The following is an 18,741-nucleotide window of genomic DNA, read 5'->3' as shown; positions in this document are numbered from 1 at the left end:
CAGGGGACCGGCCGGGGGGACGGCGCAGGGATCGACAGGGAGGGGACCGACGGGGAAGGAGCCGGAGCGGGCGCCGGGGCGTCCTCGGCCGCCGCCGCGAGGGCGGCGTCGATCCGGGCGGCGACGTCGGTCGGCATGGCCGCCGGTCCGGCCCCGGCGAGCAGCAGCCGCACCTCGGCGAGGGCGTCGGCGGTCTCCCGGCACTCGGCGCAGCCGCTCAGGTGCCGGCGCAGTGCGTCGGCCTCGTCCGGCGGCAGCAGGTCCTCGGCGAGGTCGGCCAGCTCGTCGGCTCCGGGATGCGCGCCCGCGGCGGCGTCGGGGGAGGAGAGGGGCGTCGTCATCGCGTGCTCGCGTCTCCTTCCAGAATCGGCCGGGCTGGATCCGGGGCTGTCCCTGTGACGGTACGGGGCCCCGGTGGGTTCCCCGACGGGCGGTCGGCTCCGGGGGCGGGCGGTGTTTCACGTGAAACACCGCCCGCCGCGGGGGCCTCCTCGCGCAGGTGCCGGACGAGCGGCAGCAGCCGGGCGCGGCCCCGGGCGCAGCGGCTCTTCACCGTGCCGACCGGCACCCCCAGCAGCTCGGCGGCCTCGGCGACGGGGTAGCCCTGCATGTCGACCAGGACCAGCGCCGCCCGCTGCTCGGCGGGCAGCTCGGCGAGCGCGGCGGCCAGCTCGCGGTGCACCTCGGCGCGGACCACCGGGGAGTCGGCCGGCTCGGCGGAGCCCACCAGGGCGTCCAGCCGCTGCGGGTCCTCGTCGAGCGGTTTGGTGCGCCGGGTGGCGGTGCGCCGGGCGCGGTCCAGGCAGGCGTTGACCACGATCCGGTGCAGCCAGGTGGTGACGGCCGCGCGGCCCTGGAAGGTGTGGGCGGAGCGGAAGGCGGAGACCAGGGCGTCCTGGAGGGCGTCGGCGGCCTCCTCGCGGTCGCCGAGGGTCCGCAGGGCGACCGCCCAGAGCCGGTCGCGGTGGCGGTTCACCAGCCGGCCGAAGGCCTCCCGGTCGCCCGCGACGTGCCGGGCGAGGAGCGCCGCGTCGTCGTCGCCGCGCTGCGGTCCGTCCTCCGCCACGTCCACCCCTCGCCGTCCGCGCCCCGCCGCCGCAGCCCGCCGGTCAGCCGAAGACCTTCACGTCGGCGATGTGGCCCTGGTACTGCCCCGCGTACTGCATGCCGTCCGGATTCTTGGTCAGGCTGGTCAGCCAGATCAAGAGGTAGCGGGTGGTCACCGGGCTGTCCAGCTTGTAGGAGAGGGCCGTGCCGGACTCCTTGCCGATGACGTTGTAGTCCTTCGGCTTGGCGGCCGGAGGGTTGCCGACGCCCTTCGCGGGCATCCGCAGCTCGGCCGTGGCGGGGGTGCCGAGCTTGATGTTGACGCTGGAGACCGACTGCACCGAGCCGAGGTCGAGCAGCAGGCCGGTGCCCTCCTTGGTCTTCGGGCCGAAGGGGTCGACGTACCAGCTGGTGGTCCACTCGCTGTTCGGGTCGCCGTCGGTGGCCTTGTCCAGGGCGGACGTGCCCTCCGGTCCGCCGCCCAGCGGGTTGTAGGAGATCGCCTGCGCGACCGGGATCGCCACCGGGTCGTGGGTGGCCGCATGGGCGGTCGGGGTGGCGCTGGTGCTGCTCGGCTGGGGCGCCGCGATGGCGGTGCTCTCCGGGCGCAGGTAGTCGACCAGCTGCCAGGAGGCCGCGCCGATGGCGCCGAGGGCGACCGTCCAGGCGGTCACCTTGACCACCCGGCGCAGCCGCCGTCCGGCACGTCGCACCGGGGCCGTCACGGGGGTGGGGCCGGTGCCGGGGGCGGCGACCACCCGGGTCGGGTTGGGCGCGGTCGGCAGGGCGTGGGTGTTGTGGCGCGGCGGGTTGGTGAAGACCGGCAGCTCGGGCTCGGGCTGGCGGATGCGCGGCATCAGGGCGATCGCCCGGGCGAGTGCCTCGGGGGTGGTGATCGGCTCGGCGTGGTGCGGCGGGTGGTCGAACAGCGCCCGGGCGGCCAGTTCGGACAGGCCCTTGTGGACCCCGGCGCGGACCTGGTCGGGGGCCACCTCGCCGAGGTTCCGGGGCAGGCCCTTGAGGTCGTAGCGGTCCTCGGGGAAGGGCCAGCGGTGGGTGAGCGCGGCGAACAGCAGGGCGCCGATGGCCCGGGTGTCGGTGCGCTCGGCGTCCTCGTCGGTGCCCTCGGCGGGCAGTCCGCGCAGGGCGGCGTCCACCGCGATGCCGTTGATCCGGTACTGCCCGCTGTCGGTGCGCAGCACGCAGCGCGGGGTGAGCCGCAGATGGGCCTGGTCGCGCCGGTGGGCGGCGGCCACCGCGTCGGTGACCTGACGGACCATCTGGTACGCCTCGTGGGGCTCCATCGGGCCGTCGGCGAGCAGCTTGGCGAGGTCGGAGGCGTGCGGCAGCCACTCCCGCACGACGTAGACCAGCTCGCCCTCCTGGACGGCGTCCAGGACCTGCACGAAGCGCGGGTCGCCGAGCAGGGCGGCCGACTTGGCGGCGGCCAGCACCTTGCGGGCGCGCTGGTGGCCGGCGGCCATCAGGTGCACGCCGACGGCGCGGCGCAGCTTCTCGTCGACCGCGCGCCAGCTGCTGAAGGTCTCGCTGGAGGAGATGCACTCCTCCAGCCGGTAGCGGTGGCCGATCAGGTCGCCGCTGTGCCGCAGCGGGGCGGGCAGGGTCTGCGGCAGGGTGGCGGTGTCCCGGGGGTCGTGGGTGGGCTGCGGGTCCCGGGGCGGGCGCTTGGCGGCGGGGCGGTCGGCGGCGGGCGCCGCGGCGGCCCGGCGGGCGGCGTCGCCGGCGGCCAGTTCGGCGGCGATCTCGGAGGCGGACAGCGGGGCGGTGATCTCCGAGGTCTCCTCGGTCCCGGCCGGGGCGACGGCCTCGTCGTCGGCGTCCTCGCCGTCGTCGCCGTCCTCGGTGGTCCCGCCGTCCTCGGCGGTCTCGGCGCCCGCGCCGTCCGCGTGGTCCCGGCCGGCCCCGGCGTCGTCGGCGCCGTCCCCGTCGGGGCGGGCGTCCTTCCCGGTGGCCGCGCCGGCCCGCGCCGTGCCGTCGGCGAGTTCGTCGATCGCCGCGGCCAGCGCGGCCTCGTCCGCCGCTCCGTCAGCTGCTGACGTGTCGACGACCGCCTTGGTGCCATCAGCCACCGTGGTCCAGCCTCCCCTTGTGTCGCCCCGGGCCTGAGAGAGAGTCGTTGGAGCGCTTCGGCCGGTGGCCCCGGTGCTCCAGGACAATTGTGCCCACTGTTCTCCACCGGGTACGACCGCCGAAAGGTCCGAGCGGTTGCCTGATGGTGGAGAGATGTGGTGCAGATCGGCTTCGGGCCGCCGGGCCCCGGCCCGGGCCGGGTCCGGGGAGCGCGGCGGCCCGAAGCCGGATCAGCGGCCCAGTCGGCCGCGCACCATACCCAGCATGGCGTTCAGTTCCTCGATCCGCAGCCGCTTCGCGATGAGCACGAAGACGGCCAGCTGGAGTCCGCCCGCCACCAGGACGGTCAGCACGGCCCCGGCCCAGCCGCCGACCACCCGGGTGATCGCCAGGCTGGTGCCCAGGCCCACCAGGGCGGCGGGCACGGAGGCCGTGGCGAGCCGGGAGTAGGTCCGGCCGATCCGCTTGGTGTCCAGGCCGCCGATCTTCTTCTTCAGCTTGGGCACCGCGACCGTCACTCCGACGGCGTACGCCAGACCGTAGCCGAACGCCATGCCGATGACCGTCCACTCGGCGGGCAGCAGCACCCAGCAGAGCAGCGAGAAGCCGGCCTGGCAGGCGGCCACCCAGACGGTGTTGGAGAACGGCGTGCGGGTGTCCTCGTAGGCGTAGAAGCCGCGGAGCATCACGTACTGCGCCGAGTAGGGGATCAGGCCCAGCGCGAAGGCGGAGAGCATCAGGCCCACGTTGCGGGCGTTGTCCAGGGCGAGGTCGCCGCCGCCCACCGCGTAGATGGACTGGCCGATGGCCGGGCCGAGCGCGAGGAAGAGGAACGCCGCCGGGACGACCGCGACGGCCGTGGTGCGCAGCCCGTGGGAGAGGTCGTCGCGGACCGCGCCGGCGTCCTCGTCGGCGGCCGCGCGGGAGAGCCGGGGCAGCACCGCGCTCATGATCGAGACGGTGATGACGGCCTGCGGGAGCTGCCAGATCAGCAGGGCGTTGGAGAAGGCCGCGAGGCCGACACCGCCGTGGCCGCCCGCCTCGGCGTCGCTGCCGGCGGCGGTGGCCAGCTGGGTGATGACCAGGAAGCCGGCCTGGTTGGCGAGCACGAAGAAGAACGTCCACTTGGCGAGCCGGGCCGCCTTGCCCAGGCCGTGGCCGCGCCAGTCGAAGCGCGGGCGGTAGGAGAAGCCGGCCGCCCGCAGGTACGGGATCATCGCCAGGGACTGCACGGCGAGGCCCACCAGGGTGCCGATGCCGAGCAGCCGGACGCCCTCGGGGGTGATGGTCTCCGGGGTGACGTGGGTGCCGTCGAAGCCGCCGTACACCCAGATGTAGGCGCCGAAGGTGAAGATCACCACGATGTTGTTGAGGACCGGGGTCCACATCATCGCGCCGAAGCGGCCGCGGGCGTTGAGGATCTGGCCCATCACCACGTGGATGCCCATGAAGAAGATGGTCGGCAGGCAGTACCGGGCCAGCGCCACGGTGGTGTCCGCGCGGGCCGGGGTCTCCATCATCTTGTGGGCGATCAGCTGGACGAGCAGCGGTGCCCCGAGCACGGCCAGGAAGACCACGCCGGCCAGACCGACCATCACCAGGGTGAGCAGCCGGTTGGCGTAGGCGGTGCCGCCGTCCGCGTCGTTCTTCATGCTGCGGACCAGCTGCGGCACGAAGACGGCGTTCAGGGCGCCGCCGCCGATCAGGATGTAGAGCAGGGTCGGCAGGGTGTTGGCCGCGTTGTAGGAGTCACCCATCACGGCGATGCCGATCGCGCCGGCGATGACCATGGTGCGCAGGAAGCCGGTGCCCCGGGAGACCAGGGTGCCGGCCGCCATGATCGCACTGGAGTTCAGCAGCGAGGCGACCTTGCCGCCGCCGGACGTCCTGCCGCCGTCCTCCGGCGGGGCCGCGGGGGCGGTGCGCTCCTCGGCCGTGAGGTCGGCGAGCGGCTCCACCGCGGGCGGCAGCTGCACCGCGGCCACCTGGAGGGTGGCCTCGTCCTCGGCGAGCGGCGGGTCGAACTCGATCGGCGGGACGAAGGGACGGTGCCCCTCCGGGCCGTGGCCGCCGGGGTGTCCGCCGGGGCCGGGTGCGTACGGGGCCTGCGGCCCGTGCTGCCCCGGGTACGCGCCGGCCGGGGGGAACGGCGCGGGCGGGGCGGGCGGGAACGGTGCGGCCGCCGGCTGCGGCGCGGGGGGCTGCTGGACGGGGGGCTGCTGGGCCGGCGGGCGGGGCGCCTCGGCGGTCGCCTGCTGGCCGCCGAACAGGGCGTCCACCCCGACGTACTCGGTGGACTCGGAGTCCCAGGCGGAGTGCGCCGGGCCGGGCTGCCACTGCTGCTGGCCGCCCCAGCCCGGGGCCGGGGCGGGCCGGCCCCCCGGAGCGGGCGGACCGGCCGGGGCGGCGGCCTGCGGCGGCAGCTCCTCGTGCCGGAGGTCCCGCGCCGGGGTGTCCCAGCCGGGCTGCACCGGCGGCACCGGCGGCGAGAACGGCGTCGGCGGCACCGGCGCCGGGTAGCCGCCGCCCTGCGGCGGCAGCTGCGGAGGCACGTCGTACGCGGCCGCCGGCTGCTGCGGCGCGGCCGGCCGGCCGGCCAGCAGGCCGTACGGGTCCTGCTCGCCCGGACCGCCCTGGTACGCGTCGGCCGCGTACGGGTCCTGGGCGTAGGTGTCGGCCACGTACCAGTCGCCGGACGGCGACTCGGCACCCGGACGGACCTCTCCGCGGCCCGGAGGCCGCTCCTCGCTGCGCCCGGTCATGTCACCTCTTCGCTGTCGTGGGGGAGGCCGCCACGGGATCGGGCGGTGTCGGCGGTGTCAAGGACCAACCTTCTCATCACTGGTGGCCCGATCCCGGCCATCCGCGCTGCTGTCGTGCGGTGTCCCCGTGGCACCGCCGGCGCCGTCCCGGTCGCCCGGTCCGTCCTCGGGACCCTCCCGCGGACCTTCGGCCCGGTCGCCCGCCGGGTCGCCCGCGGGGCCGTCCGCCGGGGCGAGCGGCGCGTCGCCCTCGTCGTCGTGCACCACCCGCCGCTTGCGCTGGCGCAGGAAGCGCAGGGCCGCGAGCAGCAGCAGCACCAGGCCGCCGCCGAAGACGTACAGCACGCCGTTGGTGACCGAGGTGACCTCGACCCTGAAGACCACCGGCGCACCGTACGGCTTCGGGTCGGGCCCGGTGGTGTACAGCTGGGCGGTCATGAAGACGGTCCCGTTGTTCTTCGCCTCGGCCGGGAAGCGCAGGGTGACGCTCTGCGAGGCGGGCAGCACCAGCTCCTCCGCCGGCAGCTCGACCCGCAGCCGGTTGGGCTGGCTCGGGCTCAGCACCAGTTTGAGGTTGGTGACCGTCTGGGTCAGGTCGTTGCGCACGCTGACCTGGAGCACCCCGGTGTCACCGGCGAAGGTGATGACCCGCTTCGGCGGCACCTTCACCGCCCTGGTGAGCTCGTTGAGGTAGCTCTGCACGCCCTCGCGGTAGACGCTGCCCTCCGGGGCCCGGGTGCGCCACTCGGTGGACAGCGAGCGGACCATGGCCGCGCTGAACGGCCCGCGCACCCGCTGCGGCAGGGTCAGCACCTGCATCAGGGTGTCCAGGTCGGCCTGGATCCGGGTGGTGGCGGTCAGGTCGGCGGCGGGCAGCTCCGAGTCGCGGACCCGGGCCGGGTAGTCGGTGGGCGCCGGGACGGCCGTGTTGGCCTTGGGGTCGGGCGCGGCCTGGGCGAGCACGTCCAGCTTGACCGGCTCCACCCACTTGCCGTCCTGGGCCGCCTGGAGCGCGCCGGCCAGCACCTTGGCGGTGGCGGCGGTGAGGTCGCGCGGCGGCATGACCAGCAGGCCGCGCGGATTCTGCGGCTCCTGCCGGGAGATCACGAAGGTCTCGGCGAGGAAGCGCTGCACCGCCAGGGTCTGGTCCTGCGGGGTCGCCAGGTCCCCCTCGAACAGCGAGGAGACCACCTGGTCGGCGACCACCGCGGTCTGGCCGTTGCCGATCGGCCGGGCGGCCGAGGGGGTGTACTTCAGCGCGTCCGACTCGGGCATGCTGCCACCGTCGACCAGCACCAGGCCGGCGCCGGCCCGCTGGGCGACCGAGGCGATCCGCTGGTCCAGGTAGCCCCGGTAGGGCCAGGCGACGTCCGAGCGGGTGTCCACCGAGAGCCGGCCCTCGACGGTCAGCCGGCCGGCGGTGGCCGCCTTGCCGAGCGCCGCGTCGATGCCCTCCAGCTCGGGGGCGTTGTGCGCGATCGAGGCGAGGTCCGGGTCGGCGTAGGGCAGCGCCACCACCTGGCTGCCCGGCTTGGCGACCGCGGCCCGCAGCTTCTCCAGCCAGGCCGTGGCGGCGGCCGTGCCGGTGCCGCGGACGGTGTTCTCCTCCTTGGCCGCGTTGCCCGCGGTGCCGGGCTTCTGGACCCGGTAGTCCCTGGTCATCGCGAACGCGGTGTCCAGCAGGTCCGGGTCGACCACCCAGGTCAGCCCGGTCAGCGAGGAGCCCGTCTCGACCAGCGCGTACAGCCGCCCGCCGGGCGCGAACTCGGCGGCCAGGCTGTCGTCGCGCAGCACCGGGACGGTCTGGTCGTTGTCGGAGAGGGTTTGCGCGGCCAGCACGGGGGCGTGCACCAGCGGCCACAGGGTGGTGACCTTGGACGGCTGCGCCTCGGTCGGGGTCGGGTTGTACGGCAGGAAGGTGCGGGCGATGCCCAGCGGGCGGTCGCGGGCGTTGTCGACCGTCGACCCCCAGACGTCCACCGCCAGCTCGTACACGCCCTCGGTGGTGAGCTGCAGGTCGGCGACGGCGACGCTCAGCGTGTACGGCTGGCTCTGGCCGGGGCCGAGCTCGTTCAGCGCGTACTGCGGGCTGTCCAGCGAGATGCCGTCCGACCCCTGCGGGGTGGTCCGGGTGAGCACCCCGGCGACCTCGCTGCGGGTGGTGAGCGGCTTGCCCGCCCAGGGCTTGCGGACCGTCGCGTGCGCGGACTTGAGGACGGACTTCCCGCCGTTGGTGACGTGCCCGGAGACGGTCACGGTGCCGTTCGGCACGGCCACCGGCTTGTTCACCGACTCGATCGTCAGCGTCACCGGGTACTCGGCGGTGACCGTCGCGTCGGCGGCCGGGCGCGCCTCGCCGGTCCCGGCCGCGGGGGCCGCGGCCGCCGGGAGGCCGGGCAGGGCCGAGGCGAGCACCAGTGCCGCGCCGAGCGCGCCGGCCAGCCGCCGGGCGGTTCGTCGCAGGACCCGGCCGGGGCGACCGTCCGCCTGCTGTCCGGGGTGCCGTGCCGGCTCACTCACGCGGTTCGCCCTCACTCACGGGTTCGCCCTCGCCGTTCTCGATCGCTGCTGCTGGTGCCGTGCTGCTGCGGATGTTCCGCCGGCCGTGGGGGGTGCCGTGAGGATCAGCCGTGGAAGAACATGGGGCCGCCCGTCGCCAGGGCGGCCATGACGGCGCCCGGCACCGCGACCCGCCGTCGGTGTCCCGGAGTCGTCCCACCGGCATGGTAACGATGTGGCGAGGGCCTCGGTGTTGCGGGCCGGGGGGTGAGCGGGTGGAAACGCGCGGGCGGCGGGGCCGCCGGGCCACGTACCCTTGTGAGCCGTGTCCACTGCCAATGAGCCCACCGCCCACCCGACCGGCGCCCATCATTCCAGTTCCGCCGTCCAGGCCGCCCCCGGCCTGAGCGAGGCCCAGACCCGGGGCCTGCAGGAACTGCTGCGGGTGTCCCCGGTCGCCGACGAGATCGCCCGCCGCTTCCAGGCGGCCGGTCACCGGCTCGCGCTGGTCGGCGGCTCGGTACGGGACGCCCTGCTGGGCCGGCTCGGCAACGACCTGGACTTCACCACCGACGCCCGTCCGGAGCAGGTGCTCAAGCTCGTGCGCGGCTGGGCCGACGCGGTCTGGGACGTCGGCATCGCCTTCGGCACGGTCGGCGCGCGCAAGGACACCCCGCAGGGCTCCTTCCTGATCGAGATCACCACCTACCGCTCCGAGGCGTACGACCGCACCTCCCGCAAGCCCGAGGTGACCTACGGCGACACCATCGAGGAGGACCTGGTCCGCCGCGACTTCACGGTCAACGCGATGGCCGTCGACCTGCCGGGCCGCGGCTTCGTCGACCCGCACCAGGGCCTGGAGGACCTCGAAGCCCGGGTGCTGCGCACCCCCGCCACGCCCGAGGAGTCCTTCTCCGACGACCCGCTGCGGATGATGCGGGCCGCCCGGTTCGCCGCCCAGCTGGACTTCGAGCCGGCCCCCGAGGTGGTCGCGGCGATGACCGCGATGGCCGACCGGATCGCCATCGTCTCCGCCGAGCGGGTCCAGGCCGAGCTCAACAAGCTGCTGGTGGCCGAGCACCCGGTGAAGGGCCTGCGGCTGCTGGTCGACACCGGACTGGCCGACCACGTGCTGCCCGAGCTGCCCGCGCTGCGCCTGGAGCGCGACGAGCACCACCGGCACAAGGACGTCTACGAGCACTCGCTGACCGTCCTGGAGCAGGCCGTCGACCTGGAGCAGGACGGCCCGGACCTCACCCTGCGGCTGGCCGCGCTGCTGCACGACATCGGCAAGCCGCGCACCCGCCGCTTCGAGCCGGACGGCCGGGTCTCCTTCCACCACCACGAGGTGGTCGGCGCCAAGATGACCCGCAAGCGGATGCGCGAGCTGAAGTACTCCAAGGAGCTCACCGAGGACGTCTCGCGGCTCGTCGAGCTGCACCTGCGCTTCCACGGCTACGGCGGCGGCGAGTGGACCGACTCGGCGGTGCGCCGCTACGTCACCGACGCCGGCCCGCTGCTGGAGCGGCTGCACAAGCTGACCCGTTCGGACTGCACCACCCGCAACAAGAAGAAGGCGGCCGCGCTCTCCCGCACCTACGACGGCCTGGAGGAGCGGATCGGCGAGCTCAAGGCGCAGGAGGAGCTGGACGCCATCCGTCCGGCGCTGGACGGCAACCAGATCATGGAGCTGCTCGGCCTCAAGCCCGGCCCGATGGTCGGCAAGGCGTACAAGCACATGCTGGAACTGCGGCTGGAGCAGGGCCCGCTGGAGCACGACGCCGCGGTGGCCGCGCTGCGCTCCTGGTGGGACGCCCAGCAGTAGGACGCGCGGCGGGCGGGGCGGTCCCGGGTGCTCCCCGGGACCGCCCCGCCCCGTGCGCCGGGCTCAGATCTTCTTCAGGCAGAGGACGAAGCTGAGCGCCTCGGTGCTGGAGTCCCGGGTGTAGGTGCTCTCGGTGCCCGCCACGTTCTCGCAGGCCTTGTCGTCGTCGCTGGTCGCGTAGACCTTCTTGAGCACCTTGTACTGGGCCCGCGGGTCGGTGCAGGGCAGCATGGTGATCCGCGGGTGGGCGTCGTGGGTGGCGGTGGTGCCGTTCTCGTTGCGCAGGCAGTCGCCCGCCTTGGCGTAGTCGATGTCGCCGGGCACCGTGGGGGTGGCGGACGGCGTCGGCAGGGTGATCGTCGGGGCCGGCGCCGGCGCCGGGGGCAGCGAGAAGCTCGGCGAGTACGTCGGCACCGGGATGGTCACCGTGGTCGGCGTGGGCAGCACCAGCGGCCGGTACGGGTCGTCGTGCTGCCGGGCGCCGAGGAAGGCGCCGGTGGCGATCAGGACGATCGTCGAGCCGATCCCGAGCACCGGCAGCAGCAGCATGAAGATGTGCGGGCGCTTGGTGAGCGGCACGCCCGGGTCGAGCTGCGGTCCGTGGGTGCCGGGCGCCGGCGGCGGCAGGTCCTTGATCCGGTTGTGGGCGGCGAGGTTCCGCAGCAGGGTGACCACGGTGAAGATCCCGGACAGGTAGCCCCACCAGCCCTGGACCAGGGTGCGGGCCGACATGTCGCGGACCACGGCGGTGCCGCAGGTGCGGCAGAACGGTCCCGGCTGCTTCAGGAACCGCATGATGATGATGATGCCCTGGTGGCCCCGGACGGTCGTGTCGACGGCCGGGAAGCCGCCGCAGAACCGGCAGACCGGTCCGCCCGGGTGGGCGTAGCCGGCCGGCGCCGGGTAGCCCCCGGCCTGCGGCGGGTAGGCGTAGCCCCCGGGCGGGGCCTGGGCGGGCACGCCGTACCCGGGCGGCGCGGCCGGCGGCGGGGCGGCCGGGTAGCCGTAGCCGGCCGGCGGCGGCGGGGCCGGCGCGCCGTACGGGGTGCCGGTGGCGTACGGGTTGGCGCCGTCGGCGGGCGGCGTCGAGCCGTACGGCATCTGGGGCGGCGGAACGGACAAGGGGATCCCCCGGAAACAGGTCGGGTGGCGGTCGGTCAGGACTTCTTGACCGGCGGGACGCCGGTGAGCGGGCCGAGGCAGAGCACGTACCGCTTCTTGTTCCAGCGGCGGCCGCTCTTGCCCGAGACGGTGCTGGTGGTGCCCGCGGTGCTCCGGCACCGGGTGGTGTCGGTGGTGGAGTCGAAGGTGGCGAGCACCTTGTAGTTCGCCTTGCTGTCGGTGCACTTGACCACCGAGACGTCGCGCGAGCCGGAGGCCTTGACGCAGTCGCCGGCCTTGGCGCTGCTGACGCTCGGACCGCTGACGAAGTAGCCGGTGATCAGGGCGATCACGCCCAGGACCAGACCGGCCGCCTTCAACCGGGCCTTGCCGCGGCCCTTCGCGGCCGGTGCGCCGTCCGGCGGCGGGGCCGGCGGGTAGCCGTGCGGCGAGGGCCGGCCGTAGGGGGCCTGCGGATGCGGCTGCGGCGGGTACGGCTGGTGCGGATACGGAGGAGCCGCCTGCGGAGCGGCCTGGGCGGCCGGGTGGCCGTACCCGGGCGGGGGCGGCGGTGCGCCGTACCCGGCGGGCACGGGCTGGGGCGCTCCGTACGGCTGGGGTGCGCCGTACGGCTGCGGCGCTCCGTACGGCTGCGGCGGCCCGTAGGCCTGGGGTGCGGGGCCGTACGCCGGTGGTGGTCCGTACGGACTTGGCGGTGTGCTCATCAGATTGTCCCCCGAGACAGACTGCTGTCGCTGCGACAGATCTGACGTACCTTAGCGACTCGCGCCGACGTCCCCGGGGATCGGGCCGGTCCGGCGGGCGGCGCGCAGGTAGAGCACGGCCGAGGCCGCGTACACCGCCGCCACGCCCAGGACGACCGTCACCGAGCGGCCGGAGAGCGGCAGCACCAGGGCGGTCACCAGGGCGGCGGCCACGAAGGCGACGTTGAAGAGCACGTCGTAGATGGCGAAGACCCGGCCGCGGTAGTCGTCCTCGACCGATTCCTGCACCACGGTGTCGGCGCAGATCTTGGTGCCCTGGGTGACCACGCCGAGCAGCAGCGCCGCGATCAGCGAGGGCACCAGGCGGAAGTGCAGCCCCAGCGCGGGCACGAAGAGCACCGGCGCGGCCAGGCAGAGCGTCATCCAGCCGGCCAGCCCGAGCCGTCGGCTGCACCAGGGGCTGATCACGGCGGCGATGAAGAACCCGGCGGCGGAGAGGCCCACCGCCTGCCCCAGGGTGGCGAGGCCGGCCGCGCTGTCGGCGGGGTCGTTGAAGGTGTACCGGGCGAGCATCACCACGACCACGATCAGCACGCCGTAGCAGAACCGGGCCGCGGTCACGGCGGCCAGCGCGTGGGCCGCCGGGCGACGGTCGCGCACCAGGTGGGTGACGGCGGCGTGCAGCTCGCGGGCGGCCTGGGCCAGCGCCTGCCCGAGCGCCGGGCGGCCCGGGTGGTGCTCGGGGCCGAGCAGGTCACGGTCCATCCGCAGCGCCGCCAGCGCGGCGGAGAGGTAGAGGAACGCGGCGATCGAGACCAGGGCGGCGTCGGCCCTGGGCCCGGGCGGCATCAGCTGGTGCAGCAGGAAGCCCAGCCCGCCGCCGCAGGCGGCCGCGACGGTGCCCAGGGTGGGGGAGAGGGCGTTGGCGGTGACCAGCTGCTCGCCGCGGACCACCCGGGGCAGGGCCGCCGACAGTCCGGCCAGGATGAACCGGTTGAGCGCGGTGACCAGCAGCGCGGAGGCGAAGAACATCCAGGTCGGCGCCTGGGCCACGAGGAGCCCGCCGGTCACCAGGCCGAGTCCGAAGCGGCCCAGGTTGCCCAGGTAGAGCACCTGGCGGCGGCGCCAGCGGTCCAGCAGGACACCGGCGAAGGGGCCGATCACCGAGAACGGCAGCAGCATCACGGCCAGCACCGAGGCGATGTCGGCGGGCGAGGACTGCTTCTCGGGGGAGAAGACGACGTAGGCGGCGAGGGAGACCTGGAAGACGCCGTCGGAGAGCTGGGACAGCACCCGGGCGGTCAGCAGCCGGCGGAAGTCGCGGCCGCGGAGCAGGTCGAGGAGCGTGGCGCGGTGCGCGGCCCGGTGGGTACTGCCGTTCTCGGTGATCGCCACCTGCCCAGAGTGCCATGGAAGGGGCCGGTGTTTCACGTGAAACATCCACCGGGAAGAGGTGAACGGGCCCACGGTCGATGACCGTGGGCCCGTCCGGTGCCCGGGCGGACCGGACTCAGCGCCCCGGGGTGCCCGGGCTCAGCGTCCGCTCCGGCGCTCGGTTCAGCGCTCGGTTCAGCGCTCGACCTCGCCGCGGATGAACTTCTCGACGTTCTCGCGGGCCTCGTCGTCGAAGTACTGGACCGGCGGGGACTTCATGAAGTACGAGGAGGCGGAGAGGATCGGGCCGCCGATGCCGCGGTCCTTGGCGATCTTCGCGGCGCGCACGGCGTCGATGATGACACCGGCGGAGTTCGGGGAGTCCCAGACCTCCAGCTTGTACTCCAGGTTCAGCGGGACGTCGCCGAACGCGCGGCCCTCCAGGCGGACGTAGGCCCACTTGCGGTCGTCCAGCCAGGCCACGTAGTCCGAGGGACCGATGTGGACGTTGTTGGAGCCCAGCTCGCGGTCACGGATCTGCGAGGTGACGGCCTGGGTCTTGGAGATCTTCTTGGACTCCAGGCGCTCGCGCTCCAGCATGTTCTTGAAGTCCATGTTGCCGCCGACGTTCAGCTGCATGGTGCGCTCAAGGATGACACCGCGGTCCTCGAACAGCTTGGCCATCACGCGGTGCGTGATGGTGGCGCCGACCTGGGACTTGATGTCGTCACCGACGATCGGCACACCGGCCTCGGTGAACTTGTCCGCCCACTCCTTGGTGCCGGCGATGAACACCGGGAGGGCGTTCACGAAGGCGACCTTGGCGTCGATGGCGCACTGGGCGTAGAACTTGGCGGCCTGCTCGGAGCCGACCGGCAGGTAGCAGACCAGGACGTCGACCTGGGCGTCCTTCAGGGCCTGGACGACGTCGACCGGGGCCTCGTCGGACTCCGCGATGGTCTCGCGGTAGTACTTGCCCAGACCGTCGAGGGTGTGGCCGCGCTGGACGGTGATGCCGGTCGGCGGCACGTCGCAGATCTTGATGGTGTTGTTCTCGGACGCCGTGATGGCGTGCGCGAGGTCCTGGCCGACCTTCTTGGCGTCGACGTCGAAGGCGGCGACGAACTCCACGTCACGGACGTGGTAGTCACCGAACTGGACGTGCATCAGCCCGGGGACCTTGCCGGCCGGGTCGGCGTCCTTGTAGTACTCGACACCCTGCACCAGCGACGTGGCGCAGTTGCCCACACCCACGATGGCTACGCGAACCGAACCCATTCCGGTTGCTCCCTGTGATCTCATGAGCGCCGCCGGGGGTCGGCGGGACTCGTCCTGCTTCTTCGATGACTGCTGACGGGCGCGTGACGCGCCCACTCCTGCCGCGCGGCACAGGGCTGACGCGGTGTCAGCGCTCCTGGGAGGAGCGCCCCGGGCGGTCGTACGGTGGCTCGGGCGGGTCCGCGGACCCGCCCTCCTGGCCTCGGCCGTCCGAAGTCTTGGGTACTGCGGGGCCGGTCGCGCCGGCCGCCGGGCCGGTCCGGCCGGTGCGGTTGGCGCGTTCGGTCTCGATCAGCTCGTTGAGCCAGCGGACCTCGCGCTCCACCGACTCCAGTCCGTGCCGCTGAAGTTCGACGGTGTAGTCGTCGAACCGCTCGCGGGCCCGGGCGAGCGAGTTGCGCATCCGCTCCAGGCGCTCCTCCAGCCGGCTGCGGCGGCCCTCCAGCACGCGCATCCGCACGGCCCGGTCGGTCTGGCCGAAGAAGGCGAAGTGCACGCCGAAGTGCTCGTCCTCCCAGGCGTCCGGGCCGGAGTCGGCGAGCAGTTCCTCGAACCGCTGCTTCCCCTCGGCGGAGAGCCGGTAGACGATCTTGGACCGCTTGCCGTTGAGCGCGGTGGCCGGGACGTACTCGGCCTCCGGGTTGTCCTCGACCAGGAAGCCCTGGGCCACCAGGTTCTTCAGACAGGGGTAGAGCGTCCCGTAGGAGAACGCGCGGAACGAGCCGAGCAGGACGTTGAGCCGCTTGCGCAGCTCGTACCCGTGCATCGGGGCGTCGTGGAGCAGTCCGAGAACGGCGAACTCCAGCACTCCTGAGCGCCTGCCCACTGCCGTCGTCCTCCCTTCCCCGGTCGGTCCGCGACCCGCCTCGTCCGGCGGTATGCCGTTCCGATGTATCGGCTCGATATATCGAGAACACTAAGCCTGGGTCCCCGAACCGGCAAGAGGGGCGCGCGTGAATGTGATCACAAGACGACGCGCGGGTGTGCTTGGCAACGGGCGTGTAATGATCTGCTGCCGTTTTGCGGTGATTGGCAGTTGATGCCCGATTGGTTCGGTTTCCGGGCTGCGTACGCTGTCGCGTGTGCACGAGGACCACCTCCGGGGTTAGGTCGGTTGCGGGCATCGGACGTGGACCCTGCCTTCAGGCTCGACCGGCCTGGCGAGGAGTAGCTGGAACATGAGCGAACGACGGCGCAGGTCGCCAGGTGGCGACGGTCGTCCCCCGGGCGGAGACAACGGGCGTCCGGAGGGCGCCGGGCGTGACGAACTCGGCTCGGAGGGCCTCCGCCGGCGCAGACCCCAGGGCGGTCGGGACACCGCGCAGCAGCCCCGGATGACCCGCGCCGAGATGCGCAAGGCGGCCCAGAAGGGCGGCCGGCGCGGCGGCGCCGCGGCCGGCGGTGCGGCGGCGGCCGGCCCCGGCAAGAAGCGGTTCATCGACTACCCGCGCTTCGGCAAGCAGGGCGTCCGCCGCTGGCTGCCGTCCTGGCGGCAGTGGCTGAGCGCCGTCCTGCTCGTCGTCGCGGCCTGCGTCGGCGGGATCTTCTTCGTCTACCAGACGACCGAGATCCCCAAGCTCAATGCCATGGTGGACGACCAGAACAACATCTACTTCTGGGCCGACGGCACCGAGATGGTCCGCAAGGGCGAGACCAACCGGCAGATCGTCGAGCTCGCCGACATCTCCCCCAACCTGCAGAACGCGGTCATCTCGGCGGAGAACGCGACCTTCCGCACCGACAGCGGCATCGACCCCAAGGGCATGATGCGCGCGGTCGTCAACATGGCCAAGGGCGGCGAGACCCAGGGCGCCTCGACGATCACCCAGCAGTACGTGAAGAACGCCTACCTGACGCAGGAGCAGACGCTCTCCCGCAAGGTGAAGGAGTTCTTCATCACCCTGAAGGTCAACCAGGAGTTCAAGAAGGACGAGATCCTCAAGGGCTACCTGAACACCAGCTGGTTCGGCCGCGGCGCGACCGGCGCCCAGGCCGCCGCCCAGGCGTACTACGGCGTCAACGCCAAGGACCTCGACCTGTGCCAGAGCGCCATGCTGGCCGGCCTGCTCAAGGGCGCGTCGTACTACGACCCGACGATCAAGGCCAACCAGGCCCGCGCCGAGGAGCGCTGGGCGTGGATCCTCGACCGGATGGTGGAGACCAAGAACACCACCCCCGAGGAACGGGCGAAGTGCACCACCTTCCCCCAGCCGATCAAGCAGGTCCCGCCGGCCAACATGAACGGCCAGATCAGCTACCTGGTCGAGACCGCCAACAAGTACGTCATGGCCAAGGACCCGACGATCGACCAGCGGGCGATCGACAAGGGCGGCTTCAAGATCTACACGACCTTCCAGAAGGACAAGGTCGACGCCCTGAAGAAGGCCGTGGACGACGTCCGGACCGAGACCCTCAACCCGCAGAAGCGCCCGGACAACGACAACTTCGTCCAGTTCGGCGCGGCCAGCGTGGTGCCCAACGACGGGGCGATCGTCGCCATCTACGGCGGTGACGGCGTGGAGAACGGCCACCACGACAACAACGCCGACGCCCAGGGCGTCCAGGTCGGCTCGACCTTCAAGCCCTTCGTGCTGGCCACCGCCATGCAGACCGGCGTGCAGACCGCGACCGACGACAAGGGCAAGCCGAAGCGGATCAACGCCGACAGCCGCTACCTCTCCGACGACATGTCGGAGATCCGCAAGCCGGACGGCTCGCTGGTGATGGGGGACGACGGCAAGCCCTACCGGCAGAAGAACGAGGAGAAGGGCCGGCGCGGCTACGTCTCGCTGCGGATGGCCATGCAGTACTCCTACAACGTGCCCTTCGTCCAGCTGAACCAGGACGTCGGCGGCCAGAACGTCATGCAGATCGCCGAGGCGATGGGCATCCGCAAGGAGAGCATCGAGAAGGAGTCGAAGACCGCGACCTTCCCGCTCGGCGTCTCCACCATCAGCCCGATCCGGATGGCCGACGCCTACGCGACCTTCGCCGCCAGCGGCAAGCAGGCCGAGCCGTACTCGGTCACCAAGGTGCTGATGGACGGCAAGGAGCGGCCCGGTTTCGGCAAGCACGAGACCAAGCAGGCGCTGGAGCCGGCCGTCGCCGACAACGTCACCGACGTGCTGGTGAACGTGGCGAAGAACGGTACCGGCAAGAAGACCAACACCCTGGGCCGCCCGGTGGCCGGCAAGACCGGTACCACCGACGAGAACAAGTCGGCCTGGTGGGTCGGCTACACCCCGCAGCTGTCCACCAGCGTGGCGATGTGGCGCGAGGACTCCGCCCACCCCGGGCGGCTCTCGCTGAACGGCACCGGCGGCAAGGACTCGGTCCACGGTGGTGACGTCCCGGCGGACGTCTTCACCCGGTACATGAAGGCCGCGCTGGCCAACGAGAAGAAGATGGACTTCCCGACCCCGCAGCCGGTCGGCTCGCAGGTCGACTCCTCGGGCGCGCCCAGCACGGCGAGCGCCGTGCCGACGCCGACCGCGACCGAGACCGCGCCCACCGCCCCGGCGGACCCGAACGCCGGGCAGCCGACCGAGCCCGTGGCCACCCAGCCGGCCTGCGTCCCCGGCGTCGACTGCCCGGGCACCGTGCCCACCCAGCCGGTCCCGACCAAGACCAACCCGAACCCCGGCGGCGGCACCGGCGGCGGTGGAGGCACCGGCGGCGGTGACCCCGGCGGCGGCACCGGCGGCGGCGGGACCACCGGCGGCTCCGGCGGCGGGGCCAACGGCGGCGGCAGCGGTGGCGGCGGGACCAGCCCGTCACCCAGCTGCCTGCTCCCGATCGGCTGCGCCACGCAGACCCCGCCGCCGGCGACCACCGAACCGGGTGGCGGAGCCGGCGGCGGGACCGGCGGCCCGACCACCAGACCGCCGAAGCCCAGCACCTCGCCCTCGGCGACGACCGGCGGCAACGGGGTGGCGGCTCCCTAGCAACGGGTGACCGGAACGGGGGGGGGGGGGGCCCCCCGGGCGACCCCCCCCCGGTAGCCCGTATGGGGTCGGATAGGGACGCGTACCCCCCCGGC

12 protein-coding genes are annotated in these 18,741 nt (G+C 73.3%); 2 read left to right on the top strand and 10 right to left on the bottom strand.

All coding sequences use genetic code 11. The annotated features are described in order from the left end of the window. The 5 genes from ACFXAM_RS30100 to ACFXAM_RS30080 all read right to left on the bottom strand — a co-directional run. Positions 1 to 341 (bottom strand): zf-HC2 domain-containing protein (locus ACFXAM_RS30100; protein ID WP_380295989.1); only part of this gene is annotated, 341 nt, incomplete at its 3' end. Next, positions 338 to 1,066, bottom strand: coding sequence for an RNA polymerase sigma factor SigM (gene sigM, locus ACFXAM_RS30095; RefSeq protein ID WP_380295987.1), 729 nt, complete (start codon positions 1,064 to 1,066; stop codon positions 338 to 340). The genes sigM and ACFXAM_RS30100, both read right to left, overlap by 4 nt. Before the next feature lie 43 nt (positions 1,067 to 1,109). Further along, entirely contained in the window at positions 1,110 to 3,137 is a 2,028-nt protein-coding gene (locus ACFXAM_RS30090) for a serine/threonine protein kinase (RefSeq protein WP_380295985.1), read from the bottom strand. A 231-nt stretch (positions 3,138 to 3,368) separates the two neighbouring features. Next, positions 3,369 to 5,900: a murein biosynthesis integral membrane protein MurJ gene (murJ, locus tag ACFXAM_RS30085; RefSeq protein ID WP_380295984.1), complete on the bottom strand. Its 2,532-nt coding sequence runs from the start codon at positions 5,898 to 5,900 to the stop codon at positions 3,369 to 3,371. Between the two features lie 57 nt (positions 5,901 to 5,957). Continuing rightward, positions 5,958 to 8,420 carry a DUF6049 family protein gene (locus ACFXAM_RS30080; RefSeq protein WP_380295982.1) on the bottom strand — a complete coding sequence of 821 codons (2,463 nt, stop codon included), beginning with the start codon at positions 8,418 to 8,420 and terminating at the stop codon, positions 5,958 to 5,960. 382 nt (positions 8,421 to 8,802) lie between these two features. Here ACFXAM_RS30080 and ACFXAM_RS30075 point away from each other — a divergent pair, with 382 nt between their 5' ends. Beyond that, entirely contained in the window at positions 8,803 to 10,224 is a 1,422-nt protein-coding gene (locus tag ACFXAM_RS30075) for a CCA tRNA nucleotidyltransferase (protein WP_380295991.1), read from the top strand. A 63-nt stretch (positions 10,225 to 10,287) separates the two neighbouring features. Here ACFXAM_RS30075 and ACFXAM_RS30070 read toward each other — a convergent pair whose 3' ends face one another. The 5 genes from ACFXAM_RS30070 to ACFXAM_RS30050 form a co-directional block, all read right to left on the bottom strand. Next, the gene (locus ACFXAM_RS30070; protein WP_380295981.1) at positions 10,288 to 11,346 is read right to left on the bottom strand and encodes a hypothetical protein; all 1,059 of its coding nucleotides are present in this window, start codon (positions 11,344 to 11,346) and stop codon (positions 10,288 to 10,290) included. Positions 11,347 to 11,381: 35 nt separating this feature from the next. Next, positions 11,382 to 12,050 (bottom strand): hypothetical protein, encoded by a 669-nt coding sequence (locus tag ACFXAM_RS30065; RefSeq protein WP_380295979.1) that lies wholly within the window; start codon positions 12,048 to 12,050, stop codon positions 11,382 to 11,384. Between the two features lie 51 nt (positions 12,051 to 12,101). Next, entirely contained in the window at positions 12,102 to 13,445 is a 1,344-nt protein-coding gene (locus ACFXAM_RS30060; protein ID WP_380295977.1) for an MFS transporter, read from the bottom strand. 174 nt (positions 13,446 to 13,619) lie between these two features. Then, the gene (locus ACFXAM_RS30055; protein WP_380295975.1) at positions 13,620 to 14,702 is read right to left on the bottom strand and encodes an inositol-3-phosphate synthase; all 1,083 of its coding nucleotides are present in this window, start codon (positions 14,700 to 14,702) and stop codon (positions 13,620 to 13,622) included. Positions 14,703 to 14,829: 127 nt separating this feature from the next. Then, the gene (locus tag ACFXAM_RS30050; RefSeq protein ID WP_380295973.1) at positions 14,830 to 15,528 is read right to left on the bottom strand and encodes a helix-turn-helix transcriptional regulator; all 699 of its coding nucleotides are present in this window, start codon (positions 15,526 to 15,528) and stop codon (positions 14,830 to 14,832) included. 508 nt (positions 15,529 to 16,036) lie between these two features. Between ACFXAM_RS30050 and ACFXAM_RS30045 the strand changes: the two genes are divergently transcribed. Further along, positions 16,037 to 18,646 (top strand): transglycosylase domain-containing protein, encoded by a 2,610-nt coding sequence (locus ACFXAM_RS30045; protein ID WP_380295971.1) that lies wholly within the window; start codon positions 16,037 to 16,039, stop codon positions 18,644 to 18,646. The last annotated feature ends 95 nt before the right edge of the window (positions 18,647 to 18,741 follow it).

The organism is Kitasatospora sp. NPDC059462 (genome assembly GCF_042749955.1).
Lineage (GTDB): Bacteria > Actinomycetota > Actinomycetes > Streptomycetales > Streptomycetaceae > Kitasatospora.
The sequence above is the reverse complement of the archived record's forward strand: the minus strand, read 5'-3'. Positions and strand labels throughout refer to the sequence as shown.

Excerpts from the sequence above, each read along its gene's own strand:
- murJ (WP_380295984.1), bottom strand. The coding sequence starts at position 5,900 with ATGACCGGGCGCAGCGAGGAGCGGCCTCCGGGCCGCGGAGAGGTCCGT.
- ACFXAM_RS30065 (WP_380295979.1), bottom strand. The coding sequence starts at position 12,050 with ATGAGCACACCGCCAAGTCCGTACGGACCACCACCGGCGTACGGCCCC.
- ACFXAM_RS30055 (WP_380295975.1), bottom strand. The coding sequence starts at position 14,702 with ATGGGTTCGGTTCGCGTAGCCATCGTGGGTGTGGGCAACTGCGCCACG.
- ACFXAM_RS30045 (WP_380295971.1), top strand. The coding sequence starts at position 16,037 with ATGACCCGCGCCGAGATGCGCAAGGCGGCCCAGAAGGGCGGCCGGCGC.